The organism is Ferrovibrio sp. GW821-FHT12D07 (assembly GCF_058807275.1).
Map to the genome: position 1 here is coordinate 267,164 of NZ_JBXAQN010000003.1, position 17,826 is coordinate 284,989.

Annotated in this window: 14 protein-coding genes; 4 read left to right on the forward strand and 10 right to left on the reverse strand. The window is 64.2% G+C overall.

The window, feature by feature from the left end; all coding sequences use genetic code 11:
* Positions 1-13: 13 nt before the first annotated feature.
* On the forward strand, positions 14-2,257 hold the full coding sequence (locus tag AC1RRE_RS19210) for a DUF6600 domain-containing protein (protein ID WP_492983500.1): 2,244 nt from the start codon (positions 14-16) through the stop codon (positions 2,255-2,257).
* Positions 2,258-2,385: 128 nt separating this feature from the next.
* Complete coding sequence (locus AC1RRE_RS19215) at positions 2,386-3,234, forward strand: FkbM family methyltransferase (RefSeq protein WP_492983502.1); 849 nt, start codon at positions 2,386-2,388, stop codon at positions 3,232-3,234.
* Positions 3,235-3,246: 12 nt separating this feature from the next.
* Here the strand turns inward: AC1RRE_RS19215 and AC1RRE_RS19220 are convergent, their stop codons facing one another.
* Positions 3,247-4,491 (reverse strand): glycosyltransferase, encoded by a 1,245-nt coding sequence (locus tag AC1RRE_RS19220; protein WP_492983504.1) that lies wholly within the window; start codon positions 4,489-4,491, stop codon positions 3,247-3,249.
* Positions 4,492-4,937: 446 nt separating this feature from the next.
* Between AC1RRE_RS19220 and AC1RRE_RS19225 the strand changes: the two genes are divergently transcribed.
* Together AC1RRE_RS19225 and AC1RRE_RS19230 are read left to right on the forward strand one after the other, a co-directional pair.
* The gene (locus AC1RRE_RS19225) at positions 4,938-6,383 is read left to right on the forward strand and encodes an aminotransferase class I/II-fold pyridoxal phosphate-dependent enzyme (RefSeq protein WP_492983506.1); all 1,446 of its coding nucleotides are present in this window, start codon (positions 4,938-4,940) and stop codon (positions 6,381-6,383) included.
* 4 nt (positions 6,384-6,387) lie between these two features.
* The gene (locus AC1RRE_RS19230; RefSeq protein ID WP_492983509.1) at positions 6,388-7,773 is read left to right on the forward strand and encodes a hypothetical protein; all 1,386 of its coding nucleotides are present in this window, start codon (positions 6,388-6,390) and stop codon (positions 7,771-7,773) included.
* Positions 7,774-7,827: 54 nt separating this feature from the next.
* Here AC1RRE_RS19230 and AC1RRE_RS19235 read toward each other — a convergent pair whose 3' ends face one another.
* From AC1RRE_RS19235 to AC1RRE_RS19275, 9 genes are all read right to left on the reverse strand, one after another.
* On the reverse strand, positions 7,828-8,031 hold the full coding sequence (locus tag AC1RRE_RS19235) for a DUF1737 domain-containing protein (protein ID WP_492983511.1): 204 nt from the start codon (positions 8,029-8,031) through the stop codon (positions 7,828-7,830).
* Between the two features lie 7 nt (positions 8,032-8,038).
* Positions 8,039-8,638: a biotin transporter BioY gene (locus AC1RRE_RS19240; RefSeq protein ID WP_492983513.1), complete on the reverse strand. Its 600-nt coding sequence runs from the start codon at positions 8,636-8,638 to the stop codon at positions 8,039-8,041.
* A gap of 14 nt (positions 8,639-8,652) precedes the next feature.
* On the reverse strand, positions 8,653-10,668 hold the full coding sequence (locus AC1RRE_RS19245; RefSeq protein ID WP_492983515.1) for an acetyl-CoA carboxylase biotin carboxylase subunit: 2,016 nt from the start codon (positions 10,666-10,668) through the stop codon (positions 8,653-8,655).
* A 14-nt stretch (positions 10,669-10,682) separates the two neighbouring features.
* The gene (locus AC1RRE_RS19250; RefSeq protein ID WP_492983516.1) at positions 10,683-12,215 is read right to left on the reverse strand and encodes an acyl-CoA carboxylase subunit beta; all 1,533 of its coding nucleotides are present in this window, start codon (positions 12,213-12,215) and stop codon (positions 10,683-10,685) included.
* A gap of 190 nt (positions 12,216-12,405) precedes the next feature.
* Positions 12,406-13,635: a pentapeptide repeat-containing protein gene (locus AC1RRE_RS19255; protein ID WP_492983518.1), complete on the reverse strand. Its 1,230-nt coding sequence runs from the start codon at positions 13,633-13,635 to the stop codon at positions 12,406-12,408.
* Positions 13,636-13,759: 124 nt separating this feature from the next.
* A complete protein-coding gene (locus tag AC1RRE_RS19260; protein ID WP_492983520.1) occupies positions 13,760-14,464 on the reverse strand; it encodes an ATP12 family chaperone protein in 705 nt (234 codons plus the stop codon).
* Between the two features lie 33 nt (positions 14,465-14,497).
* Positions 14,498-16,555, reverse strand: coding sequence for an AsmA family protein (locus AC1RRE_RS19265; protein ID WP_492983522.1), 2,058 nt, complete (start codon positions 16,553-16,555; stop codon positions 14,498-14,500).
* 29 nt (positions 16,556-16,584) lie between these two features.
* Positions 16,585-17,286, reverse strand: a complete 702-nt coding sequence (locus tag AC1RRE_RS19270) for an HAD-IA family hydrolase (RefSeq protein ID WP_492983524.1) — start codon at positions 17,284-17,286, stop codon at positions 16,585-16,587.
* A gap of 117 nt (positions 17,287-17,403) precedes the next feature.
* Entirely contained in the window at positions 17,404-17,733 is a 330-nt protein-coding gene (locus tag AC1RRE_RS19275; protein ID WP_492983526.1) for a hypothetical protein, read from the reverse strand.
* Between the last annotated feature and the right edge of the window lie 93 nt (positions 17,734-17,826).

The window sequence follows — 17,826 nt, forward strand, 5'->3', positions numbered from 1 at the left end:
CCAGGAGCAAGGCATGCCCGTCCACCGAGGGTTCACTGTCGCCGGCCAGATCGCGCGACGCACGCTGACCGTCTGTGCCATCACCAGCCTCGTCGCCAGCACCGCCCTCACGCCGCTGGCCACCGCCTTCGCCCAATCGGCTCAGCAACCGGCACCCCAGCAATCAGGCGACACCAAGGCATGGCCCGGCCCGCCGATCACCGCGCAGAGCGATGCCGGCGACCCGCCGGCCCGTGTCGGCCGTATCGCAAAGATGACAGGCACCGTGTCCTTCCACACCGCCGACGAAGACCAGTGGGGCCCGGCAACGCTGAACTATCCCCTCACCGCAGGCAACGCGCTATGGACCGAACCGGGCGCGCGCGCCGAACTGTATCTGGGCAGCGCCAACCGTCTGGTGATGGACAGCGGCAGCGAACTGAACGTCACCGCATTGGATGACACCCGCTTCGAGGCCAGCCTGCCGCAGGGCAATGCCTATCTGGAGGTTACCGACCTGGCGCCGGACGATGTCTATTCCGTCCAGACGCCGCGCGGCTCTGTGCAGATCACCCAGCCGGGCCGCTATGCCATCACGGCCGGCGATGACGACAGGCCCGGCAGCGTCACCGCCATCACCGGCAGCGCCCGGCTGAGCGGTCGCGGCCTGAACCAGACCGTGCCCGCCGGCCAGACCGCACAGCTCAGCGGTCCCATCGATGGCGACGAACCGGTGAAGACTGCGCTTGCACCATTGCAGGCCGACCGTTTCGTGCAGTCGGTGCTGGCCGAAGACAAGATGCCGACGCAGGCCAAACAGCCAGTCGCGCGACCGCAGCAGCAGGCTGCTGTGCCCGTCGCCGCGCCTGCTGCCGTCCCCACACAGGTACAGGGCATGACCGGCGCGCAGGACCTGGCGACCTATGGCAGTTGGTCGAGCGTGCCCGAATACGGCAGCGTCTGGTATCCGCCGGTGGAAGCCGGCTGGGTGCCCTATCGTCATGGTCACTGGGCCTATGTACCGCCCTGGGGCTGGACCTGGGTTGCTGACGAGCCCTGGGGCTTCGCGCCCTTCCATTACGGCCGATGGGTGATGGTGCATGATCGCTGGGCCTGGAGCCCGGGTCACCCGCATCGTCACCACCACCATCACTACCGGCCGGTCTATGCTCCGGCGCTGGTGGCCTTCTTCGGCAGCGGCAGCGGCGTCTCGCTGAGCGTGTCGATCGGCCGCAATGTCGGCTGGGTGCCGCTGGGCTGGCGTGAACCGTATTATCCGCCCTATCGCGTCAGCCGGACCTACATTCGCAACGTCAACGTCACCCATGTCACCAATATCACCAGGGTGACCAATGTGACGAACGTGAACAACACTACGGTGAACCGCTTTGCAAACCGCAACAGCGCCACGGTGGTGTCGTCGAACACCATGCGCAACTCACAACCGGTGCAGCGCGACCTGCAGAAGGTTGACCACCGCCAGATCGACACCGCGCGCGTGGACCGCCGTGCCCGCATCGAGCCGACCATGGCCACCGCCGGCATGTCGCCGCAGACGGCGCAACGCATGGGTATCCGCAACGAGGGCAATGCCCCACAGCGCCAAGCCGCGCCGGGGCCGCGCATCAACCCGGCTGAACTGCGGCGCGATGACCGCCCGCAGCAGCAACCTGCCGTCAACCGTCAGCAGGTGAGCCGTCCGGACGGCCAGCAGCGCAACCGCGAGGCCGGGCGCGACAATCCAGCGAACACGACCGCGGCCACGCCGCGTGCGATATCGCGCGACCAAGCGCAGCGTCCGGAAAATGCCCGGCCGGAGAATGGTCGCCGACAGGACCCGCAGCCCCTGCAGAATCCGGGGCAGCAGGTGCAGCCGCAGCGACAGGAACAGCGCCCGCAACGCGAAGAACGCCAGCGCCCGGACCAGCAGACGCAGCAGCAACGCATCCAGCAGCAGTCCGGTGCACAGGATGCGGCCCGCCAGCAGCGTCAGCAGGCCGCACAACAGCAGCGGGATGCGCAGCGCCAGCACATGCAGCGTCAGGAGCAGCAGCGACAGCAGGTGCAACAGCAACAGCAGGATCGTCAGCGTCAGGAGACGCAGCGCCAGCAGGTACAGCAACAGGACCAGCAGCGGCAAATGCAGCAGCGCCAGCACCAGGAAACCCAGAGGCAGGACGCCCAGCGGCAGCAGGTACAGCAGCAGGAGGTCCAACGGCAGCAGGACGTCCGTCGCCAGCAGGATCACCAGCAGCGTCGCCGCGACAGCGATCTTTGATCCGATAACCAATGGTCGCCCGGAGGTCCGGGCGACCACCACCGGCGAAGACGCGACACCGCTTGATCACGCCGCTCCGGACCGATTGCCCATAAGCTTTTCCGACCGATCAGCGAATGGAGACCGTCATGCAGGCCGAGACAGCAGGGCAGACCTGGTTACAGGACAGCAAGCGGGCGTTGCGTGCACTCTGCCCGCAGGCCGTACTGAACTGGCGTGAAGAACAGTTCTACGGCCGCTATGGCGAGGTAGAACTGCACCTGCTGGAATTCCTCTGCCGGCCCGACCGCGATTCCATCGATGTCGGCGCCAATGACGGCAGCTATGTGCATTTCATGCGGAAATATTCAAAGCAGGTGATCGCCTTCGAGCCGATGCCGGCGCTGGCAGAGACGCTGCGCGAGAAATTCACCAGCAAGGTGGATGTACGGACCATGGCGCTGTCGCGCAGCACTGGGACGGCCGAACTTTACATGCCGGTGGTGGATGGCGTGGTTGTCACCGGCTGCTCGACCATCTCGGACCAGGCATCGGCCACCTATCCCGGTCATCAGGCGATCAGCGTGCCGATGGACCGGCTCGACAACGTCTATGACGGCAAGGTCGGCTTCATCAAGATCGATGTGGAAGGCCATGAACAGGCGGTGCTCGATGGCGCCGTCGAGACCATCCGGCGTTGCCGCCCGCGCATGCTGGTGGAAGTGGATGAACGGCTGTCGCCCGGCGGTCTGACCACAGCACGGCAGTATTTCGACCGGCTCGATTACAAGGGCTATTACATCCATCAGGGCGACCTGCGCCCGATCAAGACCTTTTCGCCGGCCGAAATGCAGCGGCCCGACAACCTGCCCGACCTGACCGCACCATTGCAACAGCGCGAGCGCTTCGGGCGCTACATCTACAACTTCATCTTCCTGCCGCCGGATGAATCGCCGGCCACCCTGCCCAAGATCGCCGACCGGCTGAGCGCGCTCTAGCCAGCCGCCCGATTAATTAGCAACCTGGCCAGGTGTTGCAACCAGCGGTCGCCGGTCTCCGGGCCGGCGACCGCGCCAGCCGGCTGCCGCGATGCCGAGCGCCAGATGGCGGCCGATCTGTGGCCAGGCAAAGGCGGCCTCGCAGGCCGCATAGGCGGCCTCCTGCTGGGCATTCAGCGCATCCAGATCATCCATCATGTCGATCACGCCCTGCGCCAGCGACGCATGGGTTTCGAAATTCCGGATACCGCTGCCCTGCTGCAGCGGCACACCGGGCACTGCACCCTGCATGGCAAAGACCGGGAGGCGGTTGAAGACATAATCCAGTGCCTTGAGCTTGAAGCCGCCGAGCTGGTCGGGGACCAGCGCCATGCGCGCCTGCCGCATATAGGGCACCACATCGGGCACCGCACCGGTGAAAACAACCGTTGGGAAACGCTGACGCAGGGTAGCCAGATAAGACACCTCACCCTGCCCCACGACCTGTAGCTCCACGCCGGCCTTGTCAAACGCAGACGCGGCCACAGTGAGGAAAGCCTCCAGGCTGGCGCGCTTGGGCAGCCAGTCGAAACTGCCGACCACCACAGCCCGGCGCGGCACCGTGCCGTCGATCCGGCGCTGCGCACAGGGGGTACCGCCATAGCCGGGCGGCAGCACGATCACCGGACGGCCCGGCCGTTCAGCCGCAAACAGTGCTGCGTCTTCGGGTGTGTTGGCCGATACCAGATCGGCTTCCTGTACCAGCCGGCGTTCCAGAGCCTCGACCTTGGCGGCGTCCAACCGCTTCAGCAGCGCTGTCAACGCGCCGGGATCGATGCCGACGATATGTCGAGCCGCTGTCCGCTCGTGATTGTGCGACAGATAAACCAAGGTGGCCGGTCGCATCTGCCGTTTGCGGTAGCGCAACACGGCATCCAGCGCCCAGCCCATGGAAATGCTGTCGAAGACGATGGTGTCCCACTGCCGGCCTGAAAGGGCTGTAGCCAGATGGCAGCGCAGGCCGGCGGTATGGCAGCGGGTGGTGATCTGGGGCTGCATGGACAGCAGTCCGGCCCATTTCGACGCCGGCGCATCACTGGCCAGATGCCAGGCCAGATGGCGACTGTCAACGCGCGGTGCAGATTCCGGGCGGGACAGTCCGATCACCGACAAGGTGGCGCCGGTTTTCGCCAGCGCGCGAATCAGGCCGCCTGAATAGAGGTACTGCCCGTTGGTCGCGGGCTCCGGATCGGCCAGTGTCAGCCACAGACATGTCATCGCAGACCTGATCAATGAGTGAGAACCGTAAAAAGATGCCGACAATGGCACCATCACACCAGTGATCAAAAAGTGTCGCCACATCCCGGCGTGGGACAAAGAATCGCGATCAAACCATGGGTTTCTATCGGAGACAGACGAAACGGGATTTCTCTACAGTCGTGCCACCGCCTAATCACTGGCCAAACCGCCCCCATGACGCTGATCTTGTTCACGCAGCGCCGTTATCTGCTGCACGAACCCTTGAGGATTCACATGACGCCACAACCCATCGGATAGACGCTCTCGCTGCTAGGAAAGCGAGTGTCGCAACCATCGCATCGATCCTTGCGACATTAAAAAAACAAGACGCCATCTGCCGTCACGTGCGGCCCGACCGGTTCCGGTCAAACCTTCAGTAAAAAACGGCTGGCGATGTTGGTTTTTCTTCATCTGAGGAGGGTGACATGCCCTTGTTGGAGACGGAAGAAGAGCAGAGTCATCGTGCGTTCGTCTGCCATCGGTCGGAGAGCATCTTCACCGCGGTCGAGAAGTGCCTGGACAATGGGTTGGGCACCTGTCTGATCGTGGAGGATGACGAAAGACCGGTCGGTCGCGTTTCACTCGATGACATCCGCCGGGCCATCCTGGATGGCAGCGCAATCAGCGATCCGACTCTGGAACGCCACCTTGCCATGAGCAGCGCCGTGCCCATCGACGGCAACCGAATGCGCAATGACGTCACCGTGGATGAGGATATCCTTCAACCCATCCTCGGCGTGAACGGCCAGTTGACCGGCATCAATATCGACCGCAGCCGGCAGTATATCCAGGTGGCCAAACCCGATCTGACACATCACGAATTCCGCTCCATCCTCGACGCTTTCATCTCGTCCTGGATTTCGAGCAAGGGGCCGTACATCGGCAAGCTGGAAGAAGAGTTTTCGGGTTTCGTCGGCCTGCAGCATGGCGTGGCTGTCTCCAACGGCACCGTTGCGCTGCATCTGGCGCTGGTTGCTCTTGGCGTCGGGCCGGGTGACGAGGTGATCGTCCCCGACCTGACCTTCGCCGCCACCATCAATGCCGTGCTCTACTGCGGCGCCACGCCAGTGATTGTCGATATCGATCCGCAGAGCTGGAGCATGGGCGTTGCCGAATTCGCGCTGGCCTGCACCCCGCGGACCAAGGCCGTCATCCCCGTCCACCTCTATGGCCGCCCCGCGGAGATCGGGCCGATCGCGGCCTTTGCCCGCAGCCGCGGCATCTATGTGATCGAAGATTGCGCTGAAGCCCATGGCGCGGCCTACGACAACTGCAGCGTCGGCCAGTTCGGCGATATCTCCTGCTTCTCCTTCTATGCCAACAAGATTGTCACCACCGGCGAAGGCGGCATCTGCGTTACAGCCTCCGATACGCTGGCCAAAACGCTGCGCGAGCTACGTGACCACGGCATGACACCGGGCGCGTCCTACTGGCATGAACGCGTCGGCTACAACTACCGCATGACCAACCTGCAGGCGGCCATCGGCCAGTCGCAGCTCTGGCGCATCGACCATATTCTGGCGCGCAACCGCAAACTGGCCGAGCGCTATCGCGAGGCGCTGGACGGCATCCCCGGCGTCAGCTTCCCGCCCCAGCTCTCGTCCCATTGCCAGCCGGTGGTGTGGCTGACCTGCCTGCAGGTGCCCCAAGACCGGCGCGCCGAGCTGCTGGCCGCGGCGCAGGCCGCCGAGATCGAGATGCGGCCTTTCTTCCATCCCCTGTCGGTATTGCCGCCGTATGAGAAATATGCCCGTCCCTGCCCGACCAGCCTGGCGCTGTCGAAGACCGGCCTCAACCTGCCGACCTCGCGCTCGGTGGACGACACGGTAATCCGGCGCATTGTCGACCTGTTCCACCAGGTTCTGGGGTGACGCCATGACAAACCACATGCAGGCATCCATCATCATTGGCGGCGGCCCCGGCGGCATGGGACCGCTGGTCTGGGCGGCACAGACCGGTAACCTGCGGGCCTGGCTGTCGCAAGGCGTCAGCCTGATCGACCGGCAGGATCATCTCGGCGGCACGCTGGGCCGCTATGCCATCAATTCAGACTCTCTCGGCGCGGCCTATCTGGAATGCCTGGAAGCGCCGCTGGCGATCGCGGCACTCCGGCGCATGCGCACCGATCCGGTGGCGCGCGAGATGGAAGCCTATCGCCACAGCTTTCCGCCGCTCGCCTTGGTCGACCGGTTCATGCGCCGTATCGGCCTGGCGATGAAGCAGGCCTTTGCCGAGCATCCGGGCTGCGACATCCGCCACCGCACCCGGGCTCTGGCGCTGCACCTGCAACGCGATGGCACGATGGAGGTGACACTGCAGGACGATCTGGGCCGTGAAAGCCATGTGGCGGCACGCACCGCCGTGATGGCGCTGGGTGGTCGCCAGCAATGGAGCCGGCAGCTCTGGGAAGAGCTGCGGCCGGGCCTGCGGCTGGCCGACTGCCGCCTGCATCACATGATCCCGTCCGACCGCCTGCTGACCGCCGAGGGGCTGGCCGAGATCGCCCGCGTACTGGATACGGCGGAAAGCGGCCGGATCGTCATTCTCGGCGGTTCGCACAGCGCCTATTCGGCGGCATGGGCCCTGACGCATCTGCTCGATGCCGGTCAGCTGAATGATCAGCAGATCCTGATCCTGGCGCGCCGTCGCTCGCCGGTCTTCTATCCCGACCAGGCAGCCGCCGAGGCAGACGACTATCCGGTGACAGCGGGGGATATCTGCCCGCGCACCAACCGTGTGCATCGTCTGGGCGGCCTGCGCGGCAACGGACGCGACCTGTGGCGGCAGATCGCCGGTAAGCCGGGCGCAATCCCGGAAAGCCGCGTGGCCATGCAGCAACTGGAGACAGTGCCGGCGGAAGACCTGCAGCGCATTCTGGAAGATGCGGCCGTGGTGATCCCCGCTTTCGGCTACAGTGCGGGAGCGCTGCCGGTCTTTGATCATCGCGGACGGCGGCTGCCGTTGCAGGCCGAACGCGGGCTGGCGGCGGTGGATGCCGAGGGCCGCGTGCTGCGGGCCGACGGCAAGCCGCTGCCGCAGATTTTCGGGCTTGGCCTGGGCTCAGGCTACCGGCCCGACGGCGCGATGGGCGGTGAACCGAATTTCCGCGGTCAGGCGAACAGTCTCTGGCTGTACCAGAACGATATCGGCGCACTGATCTATCGCAGCATCCAGGCGGTCCTCGACAAGGAAATATCCCCCACCTTGCGGTCAATGCCATCCCCGGCAAAAACGCAGTCCATGCCTGCACCTGCCTATTGATGGCCAGACATGAAAAAGCCCGCACATGGCGGGCTTTTCCAATTCAAATGTGATCTATTGCTCGGACAGTTTGAGCTCTGGCGTGTACTCGCCGGGCTTGGTCTTGATGATGGCCTGACCGGCAACCACGATCTTGCGTTCTGGATCATAGGTCAGCGTCGGCCCGCCATACAGTTCCCAGCCGTTGTTCAACGCGGCCGTGATGCGATGGCAGAAGGCAGCATCATCCTTGCCGGTGAGATAGCGGTAGAGCTTCACGGGACGATCAGTCCTGGCTGCGACGCTTCAGCGCCAGCTTCCAGGCGGCCTGCATGATGGCGACGCCCAAAGCAGTCTTCACCGCTGTCGCAGCCCAGAAGGGATACAAACCAACGGCCAGTGCACGCTCCACGCCAACCAGCGTCGACAGCCAGGCGACGCCGAAGGCCAGGATCACAGCATGGCCCACCGTCATCGCGACCGCGCCGCGCAGCAACGAGCGGTCCCAGCCGCGCTCGGCCAGCCAGCCGATCAGCCAGACCGACACCACGAAGCCGACGAGATAGCCAGCGGTCGGCCCCATGAAATAGGCCGGGCCGGCAGCGGCGCTGGCAAAAACCGGGAGGCCGACGAAGCCTTCAGCCAGATAGAGCAGCACGGTGGCGGTGCCCAGACGGCTGCCGAAGCTCATGCCGATCACCAGGATGGCCAGAGTCTGCAGGGTCATCGGCACCGGCCAGAACGGCACCTGCACCTTGGCCGACAGCGCCAGCAGCGCCGAACCGGCGACCATGGCGAGCGCAATACGCCAGGCGCGCATGCCAGAATTATAGAAGCCCGGCATTACATGATTGAGCAGCGTGGTGTTGATCGTGGCAGCAGACATCATCGGCTCCTGTTTTACGCGAATTCGAGAATGACCTGGTCAACCGCCAGGCTGTCGCCCTTCTTGGCGTTGACCTTCTTCACGGTGCCATCGCGCTCAGCGCGCAGCACGTTTTCCATCTTCATAGCCTCGACCACGGCCAGCGCTTGCCCGGCCTTGACCGCTTCGCCTTCGGCCACAGCAATCGAGACCACCAAACCCGGCATCGGGCAGAGCAGATACTTCGACATGTCGGGCGGCAGCTTTTCCGGCATCAGACGCGCCAGCTCGGCCGCACGCGGTGTACGCACCGCCACATCCAGCTCGGCGCCGCCATGCACGACCCGCACGCCATCGGGCCGTGCCGAGACGCGCGCCACCACGGTCTGGCCATTCACGGTGCCGCGGAAGAAGGCCTGGCCCGGCTTCCAGTCGCTGCGGACCTTCAAGGCTTTACCCCCAGCTTTGCTTCCCTGGCCGATCTTCACATCGCAGCCGCCCTCGGCATCCGTGACGTCGATCTTGTATTCAGTCTTGTTCAGCACCGCGATCCACTGGGCATCCGGCACCCATTCGGGCAAGCCCAGCTTGCCGCCAAGATGACGGGCGCGCAGTTCGTTGCGGATATGCAAAAGCGTAGCCACGGCCAGCGCCGTGTTCCGGCGATCATCCGGCAGCTCGGTGCCGCTGAAGCCGTTAGGCCATTCCTCGGCAATGAAGTTGGTCGACAGCCGGCCTTCACGGAAGCGCGGATGATCCAGCACGGCCGAGAGGAAGTTGACGTTATGGCCAATGCCGGCAATCCAGGTCTCGTCGAGCGCGGCCGACAAGGTCGAGATGGCTTCCGCGCGATCTTTGCCGAAGCTGCAGAGCTTGGAGATCATCGGATCGTAGAACATGCTGATCTCGCTGCCCTCGACCACACCGGTGTCGTTGCGGATGACATCGGATTCCGGTGCGGTGCGCCAACGCGCCAGGCGACCGGTACTGGGCAGGAAGCCGCGCACCGGGTCTTCAGCATAGATGCGCACTTCCACGGCCCAGCCGTTCAGCTTCACATCGCTCTGCTTGATGCTGAGCGTCTCGTTGGCTGCAACACGGATCATCTGTTCGACCAGGTCGATCCCGGTGATCAGTTCGGTGACCGGATGCTCCACCTGCAGGCGGGTGTTCATTTCCAGGAAGTAGAAGCTGCGGTCCGGACCGACGATGAATTCGACCGTGCCGGCGCTGTCGTAGTTCACGGTCTTAGAGAGCGCGACGGCCTGCTCGCCCATCGCCTTGCGGGTCTTCTCGTCGAGGAACGGGCTCGGGGCCTCTTCGACCACCTTTTGGTGGCGGCGCTGGATCGAGCATTCACGCTCGCCCAGATAGATCACGTTGCCATGCTTGTCGCCCAGCACCTGGATTTCGATATGGCGCGGCTGCTCGATGTATTTCTCGATAAAGACGCGGTCATCGCCGAACGAGTTCTTGGCCTCATTGGTGGCAGACGAGAACCCCTGCGCCACTTCGTCGGCAGAGCGCGCGATGCGCATGCCCTTGCCGCCGCCGCCAGCCGAGGCCTTGATCATCACCGGGAAGCCGATCTCGGTGGCGATCTTCATGGCTTCCTCTGTCGATGCAATCGCGCCGAGATAACCGGGAACCGTCGAGACGCCGGCCTTCTGGGCCAGCTTCTTGGACTCGATCTTGTCGCCCATGGCGTAGATCGCATCCGGATTGGGGCCGATGAAGGCGATGCCGGCCTCTTTCAGGGCCGCGGCGAACTTGCGGTTCTCCGACAGGAAACCATAGCCCGGATGCACGGCCTGCGCGCCGGTCTGCTTGCAGGCGGCCACGATCTTCTCGATCACCAGATAGCTCTCGGCGGCAGCCGCCGGGCCGATATGCACAGCCTCGTCGGCCATGCGCATATGCAGCGCGCCGTCGTCGGCATCGGAATAGACCGCCACGGTCTTGATTCCCAGCCTGCGGCAGGTCTTGATCACGCGGCAGGCGATTTCACCGCGATTGGCGATCAGGATTTTCTTGAACAGTTTCTCGGCCATGATACGCGCTACCCTTACAACGGAATGTTGTCGTGCTTTTTCCAGGGGTTCTCCAGCTTCTTCTCGCGCAGCATGGCGAGCGAGCGGGCGATCCTGTAGCGCGTGTTATGCGGCATGATCACATCGTCGATGAAGCCGCGATGGCCGGCGACGAAGGGATTGGCGAATTTCTGGCGATATTCTTCCGTACGTTCGGCGATCTTGGCCGGGTCATTCATTTCGGCACGGAAGATGATCTCGACGGCGCCCTTGGGGCCCATCACGGCGATCTCGGCCGAGGGCCAGGCATAGTTGACGTCGCCGCGCAGATGCTTGGAGGCCATCACGTCATACGCGCCGCCATAGGCCTTGCGTGTGATCACCGTGACCTTCGGCGTGGTCGCCTCGGCATAGGCGAACAGCAGCTTGGCGCCATGCTTGATGATGCCGCCATATTCCTGGCTGGTGCCGGGCAGGAAGCCGGGCACGTCGACGAAGGTGACGATCGGGATGTCGTAGCAGTCGCAAAAGCGCACAAACCGCGCGCCCTTGCGCGAACTGTCGATATCCAGGCAGCCGGCCAGCACCATCGGCTGGTTGGCGACGATGCCGACGGTCTGGCCGCCGATGCGGGCGAAACCGATGATGATGTTCTTGGCGTAATTGGGCTGCACCTCGAAGAAGTCGCCCTCGTCCACCACCTTCTCGATCAGCTCCTTCATATCGTAGGGCTTGTTCGGATTGGGCGGGACCAGCGTATCGAGCGAGGCCTCCTGGCGGTTGATCGGATCCCAGGTCTCGCGAACCGGGGCCTTCTCACGATTGTTCAGCGGCAGGAAGTCGAACATGCGGCGCGTCTGCGCCAGCGCCTCGACGTCATTCTCATAGGCATTGTCGGCCACCGAGGACTTGGTGGTATGCGTCACCGCACCGCCAAGCTGCTCCTGGGTCACCACCTCCTGCGTCACGGTCTTCACCACATCGGGACCGGTGACGAACATGTAGCTGCTATCCTTCACCATAAAGATGAAGTCGGTCATCGCAGGCGAATAGACCGCGCCGCCGGCGCAGGGCCCCATGATGACGGAAATCTGCGGCACGACGCCGGAGGCCAGCGCGTTGCGCTGGAACACCTCGGCATAACCGGCAAGGCTGTCGACGCCTTCCTGGATGCGTGCGCCGCCGGAATCATTCAACCCGATCACCGGCAGGCCCACCTTCATGGCGGTGTCCATGATCTTGCAGATCTTGCCGGCATGGCTGGCCGAGAGCGAACCGCCGAAGACGGTGAAGTCCTGGCTGAAGACGAAGGTCGCGCGACCGTTGATGGTGCCATAGCCGGTGACGACGCCGTCGCCGGCCACCTTCTGGCCATCCATGCCGAAATCGGTGCAGTCATGCTCGACGAACATGTCCCACTCCTCGAAGGAGCCGGGATCGAGCAGGAGTTCGATGCGCTCACGGGCGGTCAGCTTGCCCTTGGCATGCTGGGCTTCGATGCGTTTCGCCCCGCCGCCCTGCCGCGCCTGTGCGCGTTTCTCTTCCAACTGCCGGATGATGTCCTGCATGCAACTCCCCGATTTGGCGCTGTCTCGAATGGGGCGCCTTATGACATGGCCGTGACACGGCAATAGCACATCGCGGGGAGCGGCAAAATAGTCGGCGCTGCAGTGCAATAGAAGAATGGAAACCCTTGCGATAAAAGGAATTTATCGCTGCTGATATATCAGACTGAACCGGAATTACCGCAGATCAGGCTTAACGTTGGGGCAGTCGGGCCTCGGCCAGATCAGCGCCGTCCAGCAGGGCGCGCGACATATCGGCATCATCCAGCCAGGCCTGCCGCAACCGAGCCCCCCGCAGATCGGCGCTGCGCAACAGGCTGCGCGTCAGATTGGCGGGAAAGGATTTCACCAGGCCAACCATCAGAGGGCTGAGGTCTGCATCACGCAGGTCGGCGCGCACCAGCATGGCGCCGCTCAGGTTCGCACCACGCAGATCGGCACTGGCGAGATTGCAGTCGCGCAGGTCGGCATCGACCAGGCGCGCGCCCTGCAGCGAGGCGCGCTCCAGGTTGAGGCCCTGCAGCACCGCCCCTTCCAGCATCGCGCCGGTGAGCACCAGACCGGGGCGCGGGCCGATGCTGCGCAGATCGTAGCCGCTGAAATCGAACAGCCGTCCCTTGAGACCGTCGGTCTCGACCCACAGGCGATACAGGCGAAATGCTTCGTCGATACTGACATCGAGTTCGGCAATCGAACGGCCGTGCGGCGTGTCGTCCAGAATCCCGCGCAGATCGGCACCGGCAAGCTGCGTCTTTTCCAGCCGCACGCCGACCAGAACCGCGCCGCGCAGTTCAGCGTCTTTCAGATTGGCGCCAGTCAGATCAGCGCCTGAGAGATTGGCGCCGGAAAGTTTGGCCGCCGAGAGATTGGCGCGCGACAGCACACAGTTGATCAGAACCGCATCGCTGAAGTCGGTTCGCCCTGCCGTCACGCCGGTCATGTTCGCGCCGGTGAGATCGGCCGCCACCAGCTTCGCGCCGCCAAGATCAACCGCGTCATGATCGGGCTTGACCAGATGCGTGCCGCCGACGGGATCGCGCTGGGCGACCATGCCGTCGCAGAGATCGGCTTCCTGCAGCTTCGCACCAGTGAGATCGGCACCACGCAGCGATGCACCGCGCAAGTCGGCATGATCCAGACGCGCATTCTGAAGGCTGGCGCCCCGCAGATCGGCGCCGAACAGCACGGCACTGCTCAGGTTCGTGTCGGCCATGTTGACCGCCTGCAGATTGCAGCCCGTGAAATCAGCCCCGGCGAGATCAACGCCGGCCATCGAGAGATGGGACAGGTCGCGATAATGCAGGATCGCCCGCCGCCCCCCGGGCAGGCGCTGGCGGTACTTTTCGTGATCCGCAATGATGGCCAGAAGCTCGCCATAGCCCATTTTGGGCCGCTGCCGCTTCGGCGTATCTGTTCCTGCCATATGTCGGGCCCCCCTGAAGGCCGACATCAAGTCCCCGTGATCGCGAGTGACTATAACAAGCGATTCGCAGCCCCGCCCAGAAAAGGTTGTGCCTGTGGATTAGGCACAACCGGAGGGAATAGCACTAAGAGGCGACCTGCAGTAAAGCGAGAAATCGGGTGGTCGCCTCGAGGTCGGCAGCCAGTCCGGCGCGACGTTTGGCAGCTTCCGCATCTTCGCCCCAGCGTTCGACCTGGTGCAGTTCGTCCAGAAGACCGGCTTCGGTGGCTGCGGCAGCGTCGACTCGTCCTTCCAGCAGGGCCAGGCCCAGCACCACCGAGCCGGTATTGGTGGTGGCCGCATGCAGCGCGGTCAGCTGGTATTGATCGCAGCCTTCACAGACCCGTTGCAGGCGAGGCCTTAGCTCCGGCGGCTGGTCAACCGCCATGATGCCGCTGGTGACCGCGATCTGCACATCAAAGCGTTCGCGGAACCAGTCCAGCAGCGGCTGCCAGACAGCGGCCTGCTTTTCGGCAAGTGCGGCAGGCTGATCCGCGCGATAGGCCAGCAGGTCGGTGCCGCTGTAGCGCAGGATGTCATCGGTGGCGAAGCTGCGGTCGACGGCCACGCGGTCGATGGCGGTGGCGGCCAGCTGCATCAGCGGCATGGTCGAGGGTTTGATCTCGCCCTCCTGAGCCTGCCATTCGGCGGCGATCGCCTCGGCCAGCGCCAGTGTCGGCAGACGCATCTCGACCTTGGCCGGCGTTTTCAGCATGCGGCCGTCCAGCCGCACGGTGGCCGTGCCATCCGCTTCGGCCTGCGCCGTCGCCTCTTTATAGAACCGCTTCATGCCTGCGGCTTATAGCGACGACACCACAGCTCATCAACGGCTGAACAGATTGCCCAGGCCCCGCTTCAGATTATCGACGGGATTATCCGATTTCGGCTGCTCGGCCGGCTGCGTACCAGACTTTGCCGCCGAGGCCGGCACCGGACGCCCCTCGGCCAACGCCACAGCCTTGGCGCAAGCCGTCGCGGCATCATCGCCTCCTGAACCCAGCGCCGGCGACAGCAGCGCCAGCGGACCCAGGGCGGCCATGCCGGCGGCCGCGCCCAGCACGTTCTTGGCCAGGGCAGCAGGATCGGGCGTGAAGCTGGGATCGGTCAGCTTGCCGCGCACCATCACCGGCGGCAGCGCGGCGGCCAGCCCGCTGTCGCGCGAGGACGGCACCAGACGCAGGTTCAACTGCTCGGCACCCAGGTTGACGGTGCCGTCGCCGGTCATGGTCATGCTGCCAGTTTCGGCCAGCATCGCCTTGGGCGTCAGCACGCCGGCCTTGATGTCGAGACCGGTGACCACGCAATGCAACTTGGTCTTGGCGGAGGCTCGATCCAGCGCCGCGACGGCGCGCGCCATCCCGGGCAGGAAGTCACGGATGTATTCCTCCTTCAGCTCGCCCTCACCCACTTTCAGGACCAGTTTGCCGTTCAGGCCGGCCATGAGCTGCCGCATGCTGGCGCCTTGGCTGGTGACATCCAGCGCCAGATCGGTCGGCGCACCACGCCGCACGATATCGGTGATACCGGCCTTCTGCAGGTATTCGCTCAACACGATGCCTTTGCCATCGAGCTTTGCATTCAAGGCCTTGGACTTGCCATTGAATGTGATGTCGCCGTTGAGGTTGCCCTGCGCGAGTGATGCGACAGCCGGCCTCACGTTCAACACGCCATCTTTCAGCGTGAGCGCCAGCGCCACGCCCTGCGCGTCGAAGGCCGGCGCCTTCAGATGCTCGGCCTTGTAGGTTATCTGCGCATCGGCGGCGTTCAGACCATCAAGCGGCAGCGGATCGTTGTTGAACAGGCGGCCGTCGCCGGCAGGCGCTTTCGCGCCGCCACTCCCGCCGGCACTGCCGGCAGGTTTGGCGGCATCCTTGGGCAGCAACTGGTTCACATCCATGCTCTTGGAAGCGAGATCGGCCTTCACCGCCGGCTTTGCGCCGGCCAGGTTGAGCTCGGCCGTACCGGTGAGATCGCTGTCCGCGATCCTGGCGTTGATGTTGTTGAGCGCATAGCGCTGCGGACCGAGATCCTTCACTTCGGACTGGAAGGTCAGCGGCACCGCCGGCGCGCTGGCACCGAAAGCCGCCGCCAACTTGGCAAGATCAGGGGCCTCGGCCGAAACCTTTAATGCGATGCCCTTGCCCTGCATCGGCTGGGCAATACTGCCATCGACGGCGAGCTTTGCGTTGGGCACGGTGACATTGAGCTTCACCGGCCAGGGCCGGCTGGGCGCTATCAGGTCATCCAGGCTGCCCAGCGTGCCATCGGCCTTGATCTCGTTGCCGTTGATCACGGCGACCAGCTTGGTCGCCAGCATGTTGCCGCTGGCCTGCTTGATCGAAAACTCGCTGAGATTGACATCGGTCTTCGAGCCGCTCTGCGCATCGTGATAGGCCAGCTTCACATTCTTGAGCGAGACATTCTCGATGGCGGGAATGCTGCCCCCGCCAGACTTCTGCCCGGCAGGTGCCTGCGGCTGCTGCGCGGGGGCCGGCTTCTGGCCGGCGAAATCCCAGTTGGCCCGGCCCTGGCGGTCCTTCTCAAGCAGCAGATCAACGTCATTCAGCACAAGGCTGTCGACCTTCACCTGGCTGCGGATCAGGGCAATCAGATCGACCTGTGCGGTGAACTCGCCGATGGTGGCCATCTGCGGCCGGCTGCCCCAGCTTGCATTGGCGAAACTGACGCGCTTCACACCAATGCCCAGCGGCCAGAGACTGAGTTTCATGTCTTCGGCAATATCGAGTTTGCGACCGGTGGCTTCTTCGACGGCTGCCACGATCTGCGGCTTGAAGCGGTTCACATCCACGGTCAGCGCCGCGACCACGGCAGCGACCACCAGCAGCACCAGAACGACGCCAATCCATTTCAGCACGCGCATGCGGCACCTCCCGTCAAAGACAGTAACGATCAGGCCATCAGTTCGATCACCAGATCAGGAAGTTCCTCGAAGTTTCTTATGACTTTCTGCGCCCCGGCATTCCAGAGCACATCTTCATCGTGATAGCCCCAGGCGACGCCGATCGCCCTCACCCCGGCATTGCGGGCCATCTCCATGTCATACGTAGTGTCGCCCACCACAATGGTCGAGCCGCGATCCGCGCCGGTCTCGGCCATGGCTTGCAGCACCATGTCGGGTGCCGGCTTGCCGGCCGCCACGACGTCATTGGTCTGCAGCGTGACGAAGCGGCCGGTCAGGCCGTGGGTCTTGAGTGTGAAGTCGAGGCCACGGCGCGCCTTGCCGGTGGCGATGCCAAGCAGGTAGCCGGCCGCCTCCAGCCGGTCCATGGCATCGACCAGACCGGGAAACAGCGGTTCGTGATGGTCGGGCACCAGGCGCTGGGCAATGGCAGCCTGCTTGTAGGCATCGACGACGGCCGTCAACGAACCGGCGCCATAGGGCAGCAGGCTTTCAATCGCGGCATCCAGCGGCAGACCGACGGTGCGGCGCACGGTATCGGCTTCAGGCACGATCAGACCGTTGGCGGCGAAGGCGGAATGCATCGCGGATACGATGTGATGCTGGCTGTCGACCATGGTGCCGTCGCAGTCGAACAGCACCAGCCTGGGCGGCACGAAATCGGGGCCTGAAATGTCTTTGGAGGAATCCATGCCCCAGACTCGCATGCCCGGCTGCCGGGCTCAACTCGGGACGGCTTCTGGGGCTGAAAACCAACAAAAAAAGGCCCCCGTCCGAAGACGGGAGCCCCAATAAACCGTCACTGCGCCTCAGTTGACGGCTTTCCTGGCATCACGGGATTTCTGGTCGGTACGGGCCTGATCCTGCTTCAGCTGGTCCTTTTTCAGGTCGGCCTTGCGCTGGTCTTCCTTCTTCAGGTCAGACTTGAGCTCGGCCTTCTTCGCATCCTTGTGCTGGTCGGCCTTGTGATCCTCGGCCTTCTTGACCGACGGCGCCGTCGGTGCGGCCGGGCCGCTCACGCTGGGCTGGGCCGGAGTCGCGGGCTGCGCCGGGGTGGCCTGGGCATAGGCGCCGGCAGCACCGAACGACAGGGCGCCGGCAACGGTCAGGGCGGTGGCGAGGGTTTTAAAGCGGGTCATGGGTGCCTCCTTCGGGGGCGTAGACACCGACGGTACATCCACCCGGATGCCTCGGTCGGTACGGGTGTCACACTGTTGGCCGATCATGGCGGC